Annotated in this window: 15 protein-coding genes and 3 pseudogenes; 9 read left to right on the forward strand and 9 right to left on the reverse strand. The window is 70.4% G+C overall.

Annotated features, from left to right (window positions below):
- Nucleotides 1-39: 39 nt before the first annotated feature.
- Nucleotides 40-1,125, reverse strand: a pseudogene (locus tag OH735_RS02205) (metallophosphoesterase family protein); the annotation flags it as partial.
- A 331-nt stretch (nucleotides 1,126-1,456) separates the two neighbouring features.
- On the opposite strand from OH735_RS02205, the gene OH735_RS02210 reads away from it, so the two are divergent.
- Nucleotides 1,457-1,981 (forward strand): NUDIX domain-containing protein, encoded by a 525-nt coding sequence (locus tag OH735_RS02210; protein WP_406378954.1) that lies wholly within the window; start codon nucleotides 1,457-1,459, stop codon nucleotides 1,979-1,981.
- 110 nt (nucleotides 1,982-2,091) lie between these two features.
- On the opposite strand, the gene OH735_RS02215 is transcribed toward OH735_RS02210, so the two are convergent.
- On the reverse strand, nucleotides 2,092-3,036 hold the full coding sequence (locus tag OH735_RS02215) for a M56 family metallopeptidase (protein WP_406378955.1): 945 nt from the start codon (nucleotides 3,034-3,036) through the stop codon (nucleotides 2,092-2,094).
- A complete protein-coding gene (locus tag OH735_RS02220; protein ID WP_406378957.1) occupies nucleotides 3,033-3,488 on the reverse strand; it encodes a BlaI/MecI/CopY family transcriptional regulator in 456 nt (151 codons plus the stop codon). The genes OH735_RS02215 and OH735_RS02220 overlap by 4 nt, the downstream gene beginning before the upstream one ends.
- A gap of 115 nt (nucleotides 3,489-3,603) precedes the next feature.
- Here OH735_RS02220 and OH735_RS02225 point away from each other — a divergent pair, with 115 nt between their 5' ends.
- The 6 genes from OH735_RS02225 to OH735_RS02250 all read left to right on the forward strand — a co-directional run bounded on the left by OH735_RS02225 (nucleotide 3,604) and on the right by OH735_RS02250 (nucleotide 8,909).
- On the forward strand, nucleotides 3,604-4,272 hold the full coding sequence (locus OH735_RS02225) for a DedA family protein (RefSeq protein WP_406378959.1): 669 nt from the start codon (nucleotides 3,604-3,606) through the stop codon (nucleotides 4,270-4,272).
- The gene (locus OH735_RS02230; RefSeq protein WP_406378961.1) at nucleotides 4,272-4,874 is read left to right on the forward strand and encodes a phosphatase PAP2 family protein; all 603 of its coding nucleotides are present in this window, start codon (nucleotides 4,272-4,274) and stop codon (nucleotides 4,872-4,874) included. Before OH735_RS02225 ends, OH735_RS02230 begins: the two co-directional genes overlap by 1 nt.
- Nucleotides 4,871-5,575: a phosphatase PAP2 family protein gene (locus OH735_RS02235; protein WP_406378963.1), complete on the forward strand. Its 705-nt coding sequence runs from the start codon at nucleotides 4,871-4,873 to the stop codon at nucleotides 5,573-5,575. Before OH735_RS02230 ends, OH735_RS02235 begins: the two co-directional genes overlap by 4 nt.
- Before the next feature lie 49 nt (nucleotides 5,576-5,624).
- Nucleotides 5,625-6,512, forward strand: coding sequence for a sodium-dependent transporter (locus OH735_RS02240; RefSeq protein WP_406378965.1), 888 nt, complete (start codon nucleotides 5,625-5,627; stop codon nucleotides 6,510-6,512).
- Between the two features lie 377 nt (nucleotides 6,513-6,889).
- Nucleotides 6,890-7,456: a GNAT family N-acetyltransferase gene (locus OH735_RS02245; RefSeq protein ID WP_406386374.1), complete on the forward strand. Its 567-nt coding sequence runs from the start codon at nucleotides 6,890-6,892 to the stop codon at nucleotides 7,454-7,456.
- 208 nt (nucleotides 7,457-7,664) lie between these two features.
- Entirely contained in the window at nucleotides 7,665-8,909 is a 1,245-nt protein-coding gene (locus OH735_RS02250) for an IS256 family transposase (RefSeq protein ID WP_406378967.1), read from the forward strand.
- 61 nt (nucleotides 8,910-8,970) lie between these two features.
- Here the strand turns inward: OH735_RS02250 and OH735_RS02255 are convergent, their stop codons facing one another.
- Nucleotides 8,971-9,711: a methyltransferase domain-containing protein gene (locus OH735_RS02255; protein ID WP_406378969.1), complete on the reverse strand. Its 741-nt coding sequence runs from the start codon at nucleotides 9,709-9,711 to the stop codon at nucleotides 8,971-8,973.
- 343 nt (nucleotides 9,712-10,054) lie between these two features.
- Between OH735_RS02255 and OH735_RS02260 the strand changes: the two genes are divergently transcribed.
- Nucleotides 10,055-10,498, forward strand: coding sequence for a hypothetical protein (locus OH735_RS02260; protein ID WP_406378971.1), 444 nt, complete (start codon nucleotides 10,055-10,057; stop codon nucleotides 10,496-10,498).
- Between the two features lie 3 nt (nucleotides 10,499-10,501).
- Here OH735_RS02260 and OH735_RS02265 read toward each other — a convergent pair whose 3' ends face one another.
- Nucleotides 10,502-11,356 (reverse strand): IS630 family transposase, encoded by an 855-nt coding sequence (locus OH735_RS02265; RefSeq protein ID WP_406378973.1) that lies wholly within the window; start codon nucleotides 11,354-11,356, stop codon nucleotides 10,502-10,504.
- Nucleotides 11,248-12,092 (reverse strand): annotated as a pseudogene (locus tag OH735_RS02270) (IS256 family transposase); the annotation flags it as partial. The gene OH735_RS02265 and the pseudogene OH735_RS02270, both read right to left, overlap by 109 nt.
- 239 nt (nucleotides 12,093-12,331) lie before the next feature.
- Between OH735_RS02270 and OH735_RS02275 the strand changes: the two are divergent.
- Nucleotides 12,332-12,493, forward strand: a complete 162-nt coding sequence (locus OH735_RS02275) for a hypothetical protein (RefSeq protein WP_406378975.1) — start codon at nucleotides 12,332-12,334, stop codon at nucleotides 12,491-12,493.
- A 148-nt stretch (nucleotides 12,494-12,641) separates the two neighbouring features.
- On the opposite strand, the pseudogene OH735_RS02280 reads toward OH735_RS02275, so the two are convergent.
- The 3 genes and pseudogenes from OH735_RS02280 to OH735_RS02290 all read right to left on the reverse strand — a co-directional run.
- A pseudogene (locus OH735_RS02280) lies at nucleotides 12,642-12,815 on the reverse strand (zinc-binding dehydrogenase); the annotation flags it as partial.
- A 194-nt stretch (nucleotides 12,816-13,009) separates the two neighbouring features.
- Nucleotides 13,010-13,768: a GNAT family N-acetyltransferase gene (locus OH735_RS02285; RefSeq protein WP_406378977.1), complete on the reverse strand. Its 759-nt coding sequence runs from the start codon at nucleotides 13,766-13,768 to the stop codon at nucleotides 13,010-13,012.
- Nucleotides 13,765-14,685, reverse strand: coding sequence for an NADP-dependent oxidoreductase (locus OH735_RS02290; protein WP_406378979.1), 921 nt, complete (start codon nucleotides 14,683-14,685; stop codon nucleotides 13,765-13,767). The genes OH735_RS02285 and OH735_RS02290 overlap by 4 nt, the downstream gene beginning before the upstream one ends.
- Nucleotides 14,686-14,703: the final 18 nt, after the last annotated feature.

Here is a 14,703-nt window from a genome sequence, read left to right on the forward strand (position 1 = left end):
CCGGTGAGGTCGCGATCCGTCTGACGGGCCTTCGGTCCGTCAGGCCGCCGACGCGGTCGCAGCCGCCTCGAACCTGATCCGGGCCTGCTGTGTCGTGCCGTTGACCGTCACGGCGAGTGTGATCGTGCCCGGCCGGAGTGCGGTGAAGGTGCCGGTGGACGGGTCGAGGACCGCCGTTTGGCGGTGGCGGGCGTCGTCCCGGTCGCCGATGTGGACGTTCGGGGATCCGGTCCAGTCCGCGGCCAGCGGCCAGCCGACCGGGACCCTGCGGGCGCCCTGCGTGACGGTCGCCGTGACCTTCGTACGGCTGCCGGTGCCGAGCACCGTCGGCGTGTCGATCTCCAGCGCGTCGACATGCGCGCGGGTCTGTACGGAGACCCAGTCGGGCCCGCCCTGCCACGGCCGTTGCCGCGCGGCTCCCTGTTCACCGGGCGTGATGTGGTCGGCGCCGACCAGCGACCAGCCGGTGAAGCCGCCCTCGTCGGACGGACCGGCCGGTGCCTTGCCTGAATTGCCGTTGATCAGATACGGCACTCCGTCGACGTGCGAGGCGTGGAAGACGCCGACGTGGCCGCCGATGAACGCCGCGCCCTTGCCCGTCGAACGGCGGAAGTTGGCGAGCCACTGTTCGACGAGGGCCGCCTCCTTGCGGTCGCTGAGCCGGCTGCCCTTCTGGACGGTCGGGTCGCGCGGCGGCACGTGCTCGATCAGCGTGACCGAGTCGACGGTCCGGTCCTTCGCCGCCGCGTCCAGCTGGGCGCGGAGCTGCTTGATCTGGGCGAAGCCCCCGCCGCGCAGGCTGAGGCCGGAGGTGTCGAGCGTGACTATGCGGGTGCCCTTGTGGTCGAACGTCCGCTGGGCGGGGCCGAATTCGGTGATGAAGTTGTCGATCCTTCCGCCCATCACCTCGTGGTTGCCCGGTACGTAGTACCAGGGCAGCGAGTCGCCGAGTTCCTGGTCGAGGATCCGGTGGGCGAAGGCCAGGTCCGCGGGTGATCCCTCGTCGACGAGGTCACCGTTGATCACGAGGAAGTCCGGGTGGGCCGCCCTGATCTCGCGCAGGGTGCGCCGTGCCCGGGTGACGATGGCGCTGTCCGGGTCCCGGGCGACGAACTGGGCGTCGGAATCGCGCCGACCGTCATCGCGGACACCGTCGCCAGCAGCACGAGCGGTCGCGCGAGCGTCCCGTACCGCCGCGCCGTTCCCGCACGCGGTCCGGTCGTCCTGCCGACTATGCCGAGGGCCACAAATCCTCCTGGAATCAGGTTGGTTGCCCGGTCGGGTCCACGGGCGGCAAGCGCTGTCTGCGGACAGCATGGCCGCGCGTGCAGCCCCGCACCACGGGGCATCGGGAACATCGGGGGAAACAGGGCGAGTCGGCTCGATGACGGAAATGATCAGCGGGCAGGGGTGTCGTCCGGGGCGGCGTGCGGGGCCGGCCTGCAGACTTGACGGCATGTCGTCCCAGAAGCGCGCCACGCGCAGTGCGGGTCTCCTGCTGTTCCGCCGCCCGGCCGGGGCTGCGGACGGCGCCGGTTTCGAGGTGCTCATCGGGCATATGGGTGGCCCCTTCTGGGCGGGCCGGGAGAGCGCGGCGTGGTCGATCCCCAAGGGTGAGTACGGCCCCGACGAGGAACCAGCGGCCGCTGCCCGCCGCGAGTTCGAGGAGGAGTTCGGCCGTCCGGTGCCGGAGGGTGAGTGGGTGGCGCTCGGTGAGTCCCGTCAGTCCGGCGGCAAGACCGTGACGGTGTGGGCGCTGGAGGCGGATCTCGATGCCGCGACGGCCGTTCCCGGGACGTTCACCATGGAGTGGCCGCGGGGGTCCGGGGTGCTGCGGGAGTTCCCGGAGGTCGACCGGTTCGCCTGGTGCACGCCCCAGGAGGCGGCGGAGCGGCTCGTCACGGGGCAGCGGGTCTTCCTCGACCGGCTGCGGGAGCACGTGGAGGACGGGCGGGTGACGCCCGCTCAGGACGGACCCTGAGCGGGCTGTTCACCGGCTGTGCGGTCGATCTCCGGGCGATGCGGGTTGGCGTTCGACGGCGCCGCGCAGGTGGTGTTCGACGGCGCCGTGGCGCACCGCGGTCGGGGGCGTCAGTGCGGCGCGCCCTCGCCCTGAGCTGCCTCGATGCTGCTGTGCAGATCGCTCGTCGCGTCGAGCGCGGCGGCTCCGGAGAGGACCAGGCAGGCCAGCAGTGCGGCAGCCGCAGCCCGGCCGACGCGGGGCCGCGGGGCGTTCCGGCCGAGCAGCGCGGCGACGCGGCGCGGTACGGGTCCGGCCGCTGCGGCGAGCGCCGTCCGGGGACGGGGCTGCGGGGCGCCTTCGGCGGCACGGGCGGCGAGGGCGGCGCGGCCGATGGCGCGGGCGGCGATCCGTCGGTCGCCGACGGCGCAGGCCGCCGCCTCGTCGGCGCAGCGCTCCAGGGCGTAGCCCATGGGGGCGCGCAGGGAGCGCAGTGCGGGGTGGCAGAGTGCCGCGATCTCGGCGGCTGCGAGGAAGAGGTGGTGGCGGCCTGTGAGGTGGGCGCGTTCGTGTGCCAGCAGCGCGTCGCGTTCGGCGGGGTCCAGGGCACGCAGCATTCCCGTGGTGACGACGATCCGGCCCGGCGTGCCCGGACGGCCGGGCAGCGCGTACGCGTCGGCGCGGCTGTCGCGCAGGACGGCCAGCTCACCGCCTGCGTACTCGGACGGTCGCACCGCCCGGTACAGCTCCGCCCAGTGGCGGTGGGCGGCGCGGGCGACCGCGGCGGCGCAGCCCGTGAGCAGCGCCAGCGCGGCGGCCGCGAGGGGTACGGCGACGGCCGGAGCGGCGTCGGAGAGCGGTCTGACGAGTTCGCCGAGGGCGGAGACGGCGGAGAACCGGGTGGCGCCGGGCACCACCAACAGGACCAGGGCGAGCAGGCTGCACAGGGCGAGGCCGATGCCAGTCGAGGCGAGCAGCCGTACGGCCCGCACCGGCGACAGGGCGTCCGCGAGGCGACGGGCGGCGGGTACCGCGACGAAGGGCATCAGCAGCGGAACCCACACGGCGTAGATCATCGGTTTTCTCCGTCGAGCAGGTCCCGGAGCAGTTGCTCGTCCTCATCGGTGAGTTGTGACACGAATCGCGCCAGTACCGTGCTGCGGTCCTCCTCCTTCCGCAGCTCGCTGTGCATCCGGCGGGCGGTCAGACCCGGCGCGTCCTCGGTGGGGGTGTACGCGAATCCGCGGCCGGCCCGGGTGCGGGTGACCGTACCCTTGTCGTAGAGACGCGACAGGATCGTCGCGACGGTGGTACGGGCGAGCGCCGCCCCGATCGCGTCCTGCACCTGGGCGGGGGTCAGGGGCGTACCGGCCGCCCACAGGGCCGCCAGGATCGTGGATTCCAGCTCGCCGGACGGGCGCCGCTCCGACGCGGTGGGATGCGGGCGCTCCGGCCCGGCTTCCGGTGCCGGGTCGTCGTGCGGGCGGGGGGCGGGTTCTCCGCTCGATATCCCCTTCACCTGCGACATGGGAACTCTCCTCCACCCTTCGGGCGTCTACAGTGAAGTAGACCGTCTACACCACTGTAGTCAGTCCGGGCGTTCCGTCGGGTCGCCCGCTCACCATTATGGGAGACCCTCCACCGTGTCCGTATTCTCACTGGCGGCCGCGCCACAAGCGCTGAACGTGCTGGACGCAGGTTCACTGCTCGGAGCGTTCGGTGCGCTCGGCATCGCCGTCGTGCTCTTCGCCGAGACGGGACTGCTCGTCGGCTTCTTCCTGCCCGGCGATTCCCTGCTCTTCACGGCGGGTCTTCTCTGCGTGTCGGGCACCCACGGGCCGGTCGAGCTGTCGTTGCCGCAGGTGCTGATCGCCGCCGTGGCCGGCGCGCTGCTCGGCGCGCAGACGGGTTACTGGATCGGCCGCCGCGGTGGCCGGGCCCTGCTCGCCCGCAGCCGCGCCAAGCGGCTGCACGAGGGCGCCGCCCGCGCCGAGGAGCTGCTCGCCAGGTACGGCCACGCCCGGGCGATCGTGCTGGCCCGCTTCGTACCCGTCGTACGCACGGTGCTCAACCCGCTGGCGGGGGCGCTCAACGTCCCCTCCGGCCTGTTCATGCTGTGGCAGGCCGTCGGCGGGTTGGTCTGGACCGTCGGGCTGGTTCTCGCCGGGTACGCGCTGGGCTCCTCGGTGCCCAACATCGACCGCTATCTGCTGCCGATCGTCGCTGTCGTGGTCGTGGTCTCCCTCATCCCCCTCGCCGCCGAACTGCTCCGCTCCCGCGGCCGGCGCACCGCAGAAGGAGACAACAGCTGATGCCGCTCGCCTCCACGGCCACCTCGATCGACGGTGGCCTGTACACCTGGATCACCGAGCTGGCCCAGCGCTCCCCCGCCGGTCTGGATTCCGCCATCCGCATCTGGTCGGATTACGGGCTGGCCCTGTTCGCCCTGCTGATGGTCGTGTCCTGGTGGCGCTCGCGCTCCTCGGGCCCCGCCCGTACCGCCATGGCGCTCTGCACCCCGCTCGTCGTGGTGGCCGCTTACATCGTCAACGACCTGGTGAAGTCGGCCTTCCATGAGCAGCGGCCGTGCCAGACGCTGCATGTCGTCACGGTGGAGGCCTGCCCGGCACTCGGTGACTGGTCCTTCCCCAGCAACCATGCCGCCATCGCGGCGGCCGCCGCGATGGCCATCTGGCTGACCGATCGCAGACTCGGGGCGATCGCGGTGCCCGCCGCTCTGCTGATGGCGGCGTCCCGGGTGTGGATCGGTGTGCACTACCCGCACGATGTGCTGATCGGGCTGGTCACGGGCGCGCTCGTCGCCTGGCCGCTGACAATCGCGGCGCGGCGCTGCGCCCCGGTGGTGGTCCGGCTGCGCGAAAGCGCGCTGCGTCCCCTGGTGGCGAACCGGTGACCGAGAACGCCTCGACGCTCGCGCGCGGCCGGTCCGAACCCGTGGGCTTACGGCTCCGTGCACCGCTGGGAGCCGTTCTTGTCGGGCTGCTCGGACTCGTCGCGCTGGCGGCTCTCGTCCTGGCCACCCGGCACGGCGCCCCGCCCGCCCTGGACCGGGCCGCCCACGACTGGTCGATGGGGCACCGGCCGTCGGGCCTCGTGGCGGCCGCGCGGGCCGTCACGGCGACCGGCACCGGGGTGTTCCCGTACGCGGCGGCGGTGATCGCCGGGCTGATCGCGGGCCGTGACCCCCGTCGGCGGCTGGAGTACGCGGCGGGCGCCCTGGCCTTCCTGCTGCTCGCACAGGGTGTCCGCTACGGTCTCATGGAGCTGATCGCCCGGCCCCGTCCACCGCTGGGCGACTGGGCCACGCACGCCTCCGGCTTCGCCTTCCCCTCCGGACACGCGACGACGTCCGCGCTGATGGCCGGCCTTCTGCTCACGGCCATCGGTTTCCGGACGCGCGGCGGGACGGGGCCGTGTGCTCTCCGTACCGCCGTCGCCGCCCTGGTGATCTGCTGGGCGGTGGCCGTCGGCCTGAGCCGGATCCTGTTGGGGGTGCACTGGGCGACGGATGTGCTCGCCGGATGGCTGTTCGCCGCGATCTGGGTGGGGCTCGGGACCACGCTGATACGAAAGGCACTGCCGCTCCCGCAGTGACCGGTCCGTTCAGGTCCCACCCTCATCGAGGTCCCGTGCGATGCCCCTCATGTCTCCCGTGCGTGCCGCCCGTGTCGCCCGTCCGCCGGTGGTGCCGCGTGCGCTCTCGCTCCTCCAACGCCGGCTGACCTGGGTGACGGTGACCGCGTACGCGGCGGCCGCGCTGCTGCCGGGGGCGGGACTGGCCCTGCGGCGGGTCCACCTCGCCGCGGTGCCCGTCCCCGGCGGCGCCCGTACGCAGCTCACCCTGCCGTCGCTCCTGTTGGCCCATCTGCTCTTCACCGCGGCGTTACGGGTGCCTGCCGGAGAGCTGCCGCGGCTCGTCCGCCGGCCGTTGTCACTGCTGGTGGGAATGGCCGCCAACACCCTCATTCCGCTGGCCCTGCCGCCCTGTCTCGCCGCGGCGCTGGGGCGACTCCCCGATACGGACGGCTGCAGCGGGCTGATCACCGGGCTCGCGCTCGTGGGAGCCATGCCGGTCGCGGCAGGTGCCACGGTCTGGGGCGGCCGGGCAGCCGGCAACCACTCACTGGTCGTGGGGATCGTGCTCGCCTCCACGCTGCTCAGTCCGCTGACCATTCCGCTGATGCTCTCGGTGGCCTCGACGGTGACGCGTGGCCACTACGCCCACGACCTGTCGCGCATGGCCGCAACGGACGGCGGAGCGTTCGCCGTGATCAGCGTGATCGTGCCGTGCGTCGCCGGTCTGGCCGCCCAATGGATGACGCCCCGTCACATGCTCGAACGACATCTGCCATGGCTGGGGCTGCTCGGACTCGTCGACGCGGTGCTGCTCACTTACAGCAACGCCTGCGGGGCGCTTGGCGGCTTTCTGTTCCACCCGCGGCCCGCGCTGCTGGTCGCGGCCGTCGTCGTGGAGCAATTGTCAATTCCTGTGGATCACCGCGGGGAGCCTCAAGTGGCCCGGAGCCATTGATCGAGGACTGCGAAGTCTTCATTGGTGAGGCCGCGGGACGACGCCCCGCGCTGCAACGCGGGCCTACTCGATGACCAGAAGTCGATCACTCGGGAAGGTACGCCCTCCGCGTTCCGCGAGGCACCCCTCCCGAGTCCGATCCACACAACAGGGCAGGCGTCCGGGCCGCTGTCGCGTCCTGGCGCCACAATGTGTCTGCTCGCCCTGCCTCTCATCCGCACGCGCCGGGCTCTGTAGCGACCTTGGGCTCTTCCCCGGGAGAGTCAGCAGGCGGCATCAGAGTAGAGCCCGCTGAATACGCGACCGCATCTCGCCAGTATATTCCGGTATTTGACGTGCATGGCGAAGGCCTGCAACCGATCGAAGTGGTGGTCGCCATGAGTGACATGTGGACCGGTGAGAAGGTACGCCTGAGGGGTGTCGAGCGGGAAGACTGGGAAGGCTTTCGTGACCTGGCCCAGAACACGGTGGATGTCCGCAACGCCGACCTGGTCGACCCTCCACGCTCTGCTGAGAGCTTTCGTTCCTGGACTGCTGAGCGGGCCGGGCGTCCGCCGGGAGGTGAAGCATTCCGCCTGGTGATCGAGGCGGCGGCCGACCACACATTCGCAGGGTCTGTGACCGTCGGAGAGACCGACAGCCGTGCGGGACGATTCAGGACGGGTATCGAGATCATCCGCGATCACCGCCGCAGGGGGTACGCAGCCGAGGCTACCGAACTCGTCCTCACCTACATGTTCGCCGAGCAGCGCTACAACAAGTGCGAGGTGGAGGTCTACGCCTTCAACGACGCCTCCCTCGCCCTCTACCGCAGGCTGGGCTTCGTCGAGGAGGGACGGCTTCGTCAGCATGAATTCTTCGCCGGCAGCTACCACGACGTTGTGCTGCTCGGCATCACCGCCGCCGAACACTGGGCCACACATCAGCACCCATCGGTGCGGTGACGTACGCGTCGCCATTCCCCGTACATGAGACAGGTCCACAGCAGAAGGGCGGCCCACAGACGCAGGCACGACGGACTCCGCGGCTCGAGCAATGCTCATGACCTGTGGATCGGTGTCGGGAGACACGCGAAGGGCGTACCTTCCCGAATGATCCTTTGATGGTCATCGAGTAGGCCGACGTTGGCGCGTCGGTCGGGAAGGCACGCCCGTGCTCACCGTAGTGAATGACGACGGCTCCACGCGAGACGGCTCCTTGATCGACGACATCGTCCGCGAGGGCGCTCGGCGGATGCTGGCCGCCGCATTGGAAGCGGAAGTCAACAGTTACATAGCCGAGTTGGCTGATCAGCGGGATGGTGACGGTCGGCGTCTGGTCGTGCGCAACGGCTACCACCAGCCGCGGAAGGTGACCACAGTCGCCGAGGCAGTGGAGGTCAGGGCCCCGCGAGTGAACGACAAGCGCATCGACGACGCGACCGGGGAGCGCAAGCGGTTCGCCTCGGCGATCCTGCCGCCGTGGTGCCGGAAGTCCCCGAAGATCAGCGAGGTACTGCCGCTGCACGGCCTGTCGTCGGGGGACTTCGTGCCCGCTCTCGAGCAGTTCCTCGGCTCGTCAGCCGGCCTCTCGCCCGCGACGGTGACCCGCCTGACTACGCAGTGGCAGGCCGACCACACCGCCTTCCAGGACCGAGACCTGTCCGCCACGGACTACGTCTACGTGTGGGCGGACGGCGTGCACCTGCGGATACGCCTGGAGGAGGCGAAGGCCGCGGCGCTGGTGCTGATGGGTGTGCGCGCGGACGGCACGAAGGAGCTGATCGCGATGGCAGACGGCTACCGCGAATCCTCCGAGGCATGGGCGGGGCTGTTGCGGGACTGCGCCCGCCGGGGCATGCGCGCTCCGGTCCTGGCCGTCGGCGACGGCGCGCTCGGCTTCTGGAACGCACTGAACGAGGTGTTCCCCGACACTCGCCACCAGCGGTGCTGGGTTCACAAAACCGCAAATGCGCTCGACGCCCTCCCGAAGTCCGCCCAGCCCGCGGCCAAGCGTGCGATCCAGGAGATCTACAACGCGGAGGACAAGGAGCACGCGGTCAGGGCCGTCCGCGATTTCGAGCGGGCCTACGGGGCGAAGTACCCCAAGGTCGTCAAGCGGATCACGGACGACGAGGACGAGCTGCTGGCGTTCTTCGACTTCCCCGCCGAGCACTGGATCCACCTGCGGACCACCAACCCGATCGAGTCCACCTTCGCCACCGTGCGACTGCGGACCGAGGTCACCAAAGGCGCCGGCTCCCGGGCCGCCGCCCTCGCCATGGTCTTCAAGCTCATCGAGTCCGCCCAGGCCCGGTGGCGGGCCGTGAACGCACCCCATCTCGTCGCTCTCGTCCGCGCCGGGGCCCGCTTCGAACGCGGCCAACTCGCCGAACGACCCGAGACCCTCGCGGCATAACCCAGTCCCACCGTAGAAGGCATGAATCTGCCTGAGTGGGGAGTCGGTCGTCCGCATGTTCCTAAAGGTCCGCTACGAGAAGTCGGTAGCCGGCGTCCAATGTTTCGCGGCCGAGCAGGTCAGCATGCCGTTCGTGCCACAGGCCGGAAGACAGGTCGCTGGACAGCCGGGTCAGGCCCGGGCGGAGGACCTCCTCGCCGGATTGGGCAAGCATCGAGATGCCTGCTCGCACTTCCGGATCGAGGTATGCCTTAGGTCGGCGCCAGAATGCAGCCCCGAATCCGTCGGTGCAGTCGTGCGGGATCAGGACCTTCTCGACGCGGGCGCCTCCCAGCAGCGCAACCAGCCGGTCGATTGGGACCGCCCGTGTGTCGTCGAACGCGGCTACCTCCGGCAGGTACTCGTCCAGCAGCCAGAACCTGCGGAAGGTGGCCTGGTCCCAAGTGAAGATGACGACGCGCTGCCGCGCGATCCGAAGGAGTTCCCCGATGCCGGCTTCCAGGTTCGTCCAGTGGTGCACGGTCAGCAGGGCCATCGCCGCGTCGGCCGAGTCGTCGGCGATGGGGATCGACTCCGCGGATGCCTGCAGGGCCCGCGCAGATCCGGCCGGACGTTGGGCGATCATCACTGCACTGGGTTCAACCGCCAGCACTGTTTGCGGTGGTTCGTAAGAGCCGGCACCAGCACCGACGTTGATGACAGTGCCAGCATCGCCGAGCGCCTCGTGGATCTTGACACCGATCCGGTGGTCGGGTCGTCGCGTGTGATTGTAGGTCGCACCGATGCGGTCATACGTCGTCACGACGGACAGTATGCCTCGTCACTCACCACCTACCGTTGCTGATGAGCCATCCACAAGTATTGACAATTTCTCCCGCGGCGCTCTGGGGAGAGGCTTTGTTCACGACTCATGTTGACAGCATTGTGGTTCTCGCCAGGGCAGCATCGGGATGCTCCTGGTGAAAGGTGCTAGTGGCTCTGCTCGATGGGTCGACCCGGTAATTGATACATGGCGGCCCATCATGCTGCTCCGGTGACAGGGCAGGTCGGAGTGTCGGCTGGTGGGTCTAAGGTCGGGGCCTATGGGGTTCACGGGGTCCTTCATAGTGGCGCGAACCGGTCAGCCGGTAACCGAGTTGTGGGCGATGCAGGCAGCAGACTGTCTGCCGTTGTGGTGGGCCAGGGACGGGGCCTGGCAGATCTTGAAAGCGTCTCCGGGTGGGGATCCCGACGGCTCGATCATCGCCGAGACAGGGGCCCCGGTCCTTGTCGTGCATGTCCTCGATAGCGACTTCGCGACGGTGCAGGCTGCCAGTCCCAGTGGTCCGACGTGGCAGTCCGTCCTGTCCTCCAAAATGGCGCGCGACTACGGATTTCCCGAGCAGTGGATCGGAGATCCGGACAGTGTCACCAGCCAGGCTGTGGCCTGGGCCGAGGAAGCAGGTCTTCAGCCCGATCCGGCCGCTGTGAGAGCAGTCCTGGTAGCGGAGTGCGATCCGTTCGCCGAGGACCTGGTATTCGCTCTGACCAATGCCTTGGGCTTCTGGTTCGACACCGGCGCCGATCTGCTGTCGCTGGACGGAGAGTGATTGTCACGCAGCCTTCGCCGGGTATTCGGTCCAGGACCTGATCGGTGAGTCGGGTGCGAAGGCCGTCTTCGGCTCGGCGTTGGCGTTGTGCCAGCGGACGTAGGAGGCGATGGCGGCGTTCTGCTCGTCGTGGCTGCGGTGGTCGGTGCCGTTGAGTGCGAAGTAGCGCAGGGCCGCAAACTCGGACTCGATCCAGTTCAGCCAGGACCCGTAGGTCGGCAGGAAGACCAGCTCGATGTCGTTGTCAGCGGCCCAGGTCCGCACCTCGGCGTGCTTGTGCGGGGAGAAGTTGTCCAGCACCACGTAGACCTTCTCCCCTGGCCAGCGGGCTCGCAGGGCCCTGAGCAGGCCGAGGAACTCGCGCCACCGCTTGCGCTTTCGGATGCGGTAGTACAGCTTGCCGGTGGCCAGATCGAGGGCGGCGAGCATGTGCATCACGCCGCCGTAGCGGTTGTAGGTGGCCCGCAGCCTGCGCGGACGCCTCACCGGGCCCCACGCCTTGCCCTTGCGGGGCATCAGGTTCAGCGGCCCGAACTCGTCGACGCATATCACCCGTCCGTCGGCAGGCGGGGTGTCGTACAACGCAAGAACGCGGTGCATCTTGGCGATGAACTCCGGGCCGGTGGACGCCTTCCACGTGGTGGTGGTCTTCCAGGAGATCTTGCCGGCGCGCAGGATCCGGCGCAGGGTCTCCCTGCTGATGGCCGCTGTCACCTTCTGCTTGATGAGGTGGTCGGCGAGCTTGCTCAGGCTCCAGGTGGAGAACGCCGTGATCGTGATTTGACCACGTTCCGGGTTTTGTGAACCCAGCACCTTTGATGTCTGGCCTGCGGAAACACCTCGGCCAGGGCCCGCCACAGACCCATGGCTCCGTCGCCGACGACGAGCTCGGGATCGCGCATGCCGCGCCGACGGCAGTCCCGCGGGAGGTCGGCCCAGGACTCGGTCGACTCGCGCAGGCCCTCGGAGAGCGCGATCAGCTCCTTACTGCCGTCGGTGCGCACGCCCATGAGGACCAGGACGCAGGAGCGGGCCTGGCCGAGGCGGACCTTGGGGTGGACGCCGTCGGCCCACACGTACACGTAGTCGGATCCGGACAGGTCCCGGTCCTGGAAGGCAGCGTGGTCATCGCTCCACTGCTTGGTCAGCCGGGTCACCGTGGCCGGCGAGAGCCCAGCGCTGAGCCGAAGAACTGCTCCATCGCGGGCACGAAGTCGCCGGAGGACAGACCGTGCAGGTAGAGCAGGGGCAGGACCTCACTGATCTTCGGAGACTTCCGGCACCAGGGGGCGAGGCTCTTCGACGAGAACCGCTTGCGCTCGCCCGTCTCGCCATCGACCCGCTTATCGTTCACCCGCGGCGCCTTCACCGCAATCGGCCCGGCGGCGGTGGCCACCGTCCGCTCGCGGTGGTGACCGTTACGGACCACCAGACGGCGACCTGCCTCGTCCCGCTCGCCCGCCAACACGGCTATGTGCTGGTTGACTTCGGCTTCCAGGGCCGCGGCGAGCATTCGACGGGCGCCCTCACGGACGATGTCGTCCATCAGGGAGCCGCTCTGGGTGGTGCCGTCCTCGTTGACTACGCTCAGCACAGGCGTGCCTTCCCGACCCGCGCTGCAACGCGGGCCTACTCGATGACCAGAAGTCGATCACTCGGGAAGGTACGCCCTCCGCGTTCCGCGAGGCACCCCTCCCGAGTCCGATCCACAGGTCTTGAGCATTGCTCTCGTCGTGGCCGGGGCGCTGTGCGCGGCTTCCTTCGTGATCGGCTGGTGTCTGGCCCGTACGGGCGAACCGCGCGGACACCGTGGCGATCACGCTCAGCTGCGGAATGAACAACAGCAGCGCCGGTGCGGTGCTGGCGGCGACCAATCTGCCCAGCAGCCCGCAGGTGCTCCTGCCGGTTCTCGCGTACAGCCTGTTGCAGAAGTGCGGGGCGGGGCTGGCGGACTCGGTGCTGCGCCGCAGGGCAGACCCGCCTCAGGTCTTGTGACCGGGCAGGCGGATGGCGCCGAGGCCGCCGTCGAGGTCGACGGTAGACCGGTGTGCGGTGCGCCGCGCATCCGTCGCGAGAACGACCGTGCGGGCCGTCGTGCACTGCGACGGCCCGCACGGTCCTGACGGGGCCGGGCCCCGGGCGGTCAGCCGTTGGGGAGGATGACCGCGCGACCGTTGACCTTGCCGTGGTGCAGCCGCTCGTACGCCAGCGGCGCCTCGTCCAGCGTGTAGGTCTCGACGTGGACCTCGACCGATCCCGCGCGGGCCAGGTCGAGCACCTCGGCCAGTCCGGAGCGCGATCCCCAGTACGGGGAGGTCCACCGTCGTGTTGTACGACAGGGACTCCCGGGATCTGCCGGCCCGTGCCGGCGTTCCGTCCCGGTCCACCCGGATCGCGGGGGACGGCACACGAGGCTTACGGCCCCATGGAGCATGCCGAAGGTCCCGCGACGGGAGGCGGCCGGTGGACCTTCGGCCCGAAAGTCCCGGGCCGCAGGTCCCCTGCCGGAGATCACCGCACGGCTGCCGTACGGACACCGCCGGACCCCGGCAGGCGTGCCGGCGGGTGCTCCGTTACGAGAGCCGAGAGGAAGGATGTCCGGCGGCGGAGCACGAATCCCAGCGATTCGTAGAGCCGGACGGCGTTGGTGTTGGCGGCGGAGGCGTGCAGGAACGGCGTTTCGCCGCGCTCCCTGATCTCGTGGGCGACCGCGAGAACGAGCCCGGTGCCGAGCCCCTGGCCGCGCACGGACTCGTCCGTGCAGACGCCGCTGATCTCGCTCCAGCCCGGCGGGCGCAGACGCTCGCCCGCCATCGCGACGAGCACCCCTTCGCGCCGGACGCCGAGGTAGGTGCCGAGCTCGACCGTACGGGGCAGGAAAGGCCCCGGCCGGGTGCGGGCGACCAGGTCGAGCATCTCGGGTACATCGGCGGGTCCCAGCCGCACGGCCTGCGGAAGCGGGGCCGCCGCGACCCCGGCGTCGACGAGCTGGACGCCCTCGGCGTGGAAGGTGATCTCCCAGTCTGCCGGTGGCGGCTCCCGGAACGCGGTGAGGGTGACCGCGCCGCCGGGTCCGGCGAGGGCCGCGGCGTCGGCCCAGTCCGCGGGCTCCGTCGGGTCCGGGACCGCGACCCAGGGGGCCACGTCCGCCGGGTAGCGCAGGACGCGGCCGCGGTGCTCGGCGAAGTGGGCGTGCGGACCGGTCAGCGCGGCGCGGACCGGGTTGTCCAGCGGGTGCCCGTCACCGGCGGCGGCACGCGGAGCGCTCACGCGGCCACCTTGATCACGGTCTTCCCGCGCGCGTGTCCGCTCTCCACGGAGCGCAGTGCTTCTCCCGCCCCGGAGAGCGGGAAGGTCGCGGTCACATGCGTCTGCAGGACTCCGGTGACGACGAGGTTCGCCACCTTTTCGAGGACGGCCGCGGTGCGGGCGCGGGCGACCGCCGCCCCGCCGAGCTCCACCGCCAGTGGTTTGCCCCCGGCGCTGATCAGCCTCGCCGGGTCGGCGAGGAGCGGGGCCACGCTCCTGAGGGTGTCGCCGCCGACCAGGTCGAAGATCGCGTCGACGCCGTCGGGCGCCGCCGCCCGCACCCGGTCGGCGAGACCGGGGCCGGATTCGACGTGCACCGCGCCGAGCGACTCGACGAAGTCCTTCTTGGCCGCGCTCGCGGCGGCGACGACGTCGACACCGGCGTGGCGGGCGAGCTGAACCGCGAAGACGCCGACCCCGCCTCCGGCCCCGGTGATCAGCAGGGTCGAGCCGGGGGCGGGATCGAGCTGGCGCACACCGTCGTACGCGGTGGCAGCGGCGACCGGCAGCACAGCCGCGTCGGCGAACGACAGACCGGCCGGCTTGTGCGCGGTCACGGCGACGGGAAGCAGCGTGTACTGGGCGTAGCCGCCGGTCACCGGATTGCCGAAGACCTCGTCCCCGACCGCGAATCCTTCGACGTCCGGGCCCACGCCCTCGACGACTCCGGCCGCCTCGCTGCCGAACACGGTGGGAAACGGCTGCGGCTCGCTGCCGGGCCTGATGTACCCCGTACGCAGCTTCCAGTCGACCGGGTTGACCCCGGCCGCCCGGACGGCGACGAGCAGTTCGCCGGGACCGGGCACCGGCACGTCCTGTTCGACGAGGGCCTCGGCCTCCGGTCCGCCGTTGCGGGTGAACACGTACGCCTTGGGCATGAGCTTCCTCTCTCCTGA

Source organism: Streptomyces sp. NBC_01618, from assembly GCF_045209435.1.
In the GTDB taxonomy this organism is placed as follows: domain Bacteria; phylum Actinomycetota; class Actinomycetes; order Streptomycetales; family Streptomycetaceae; genus Streptomyces.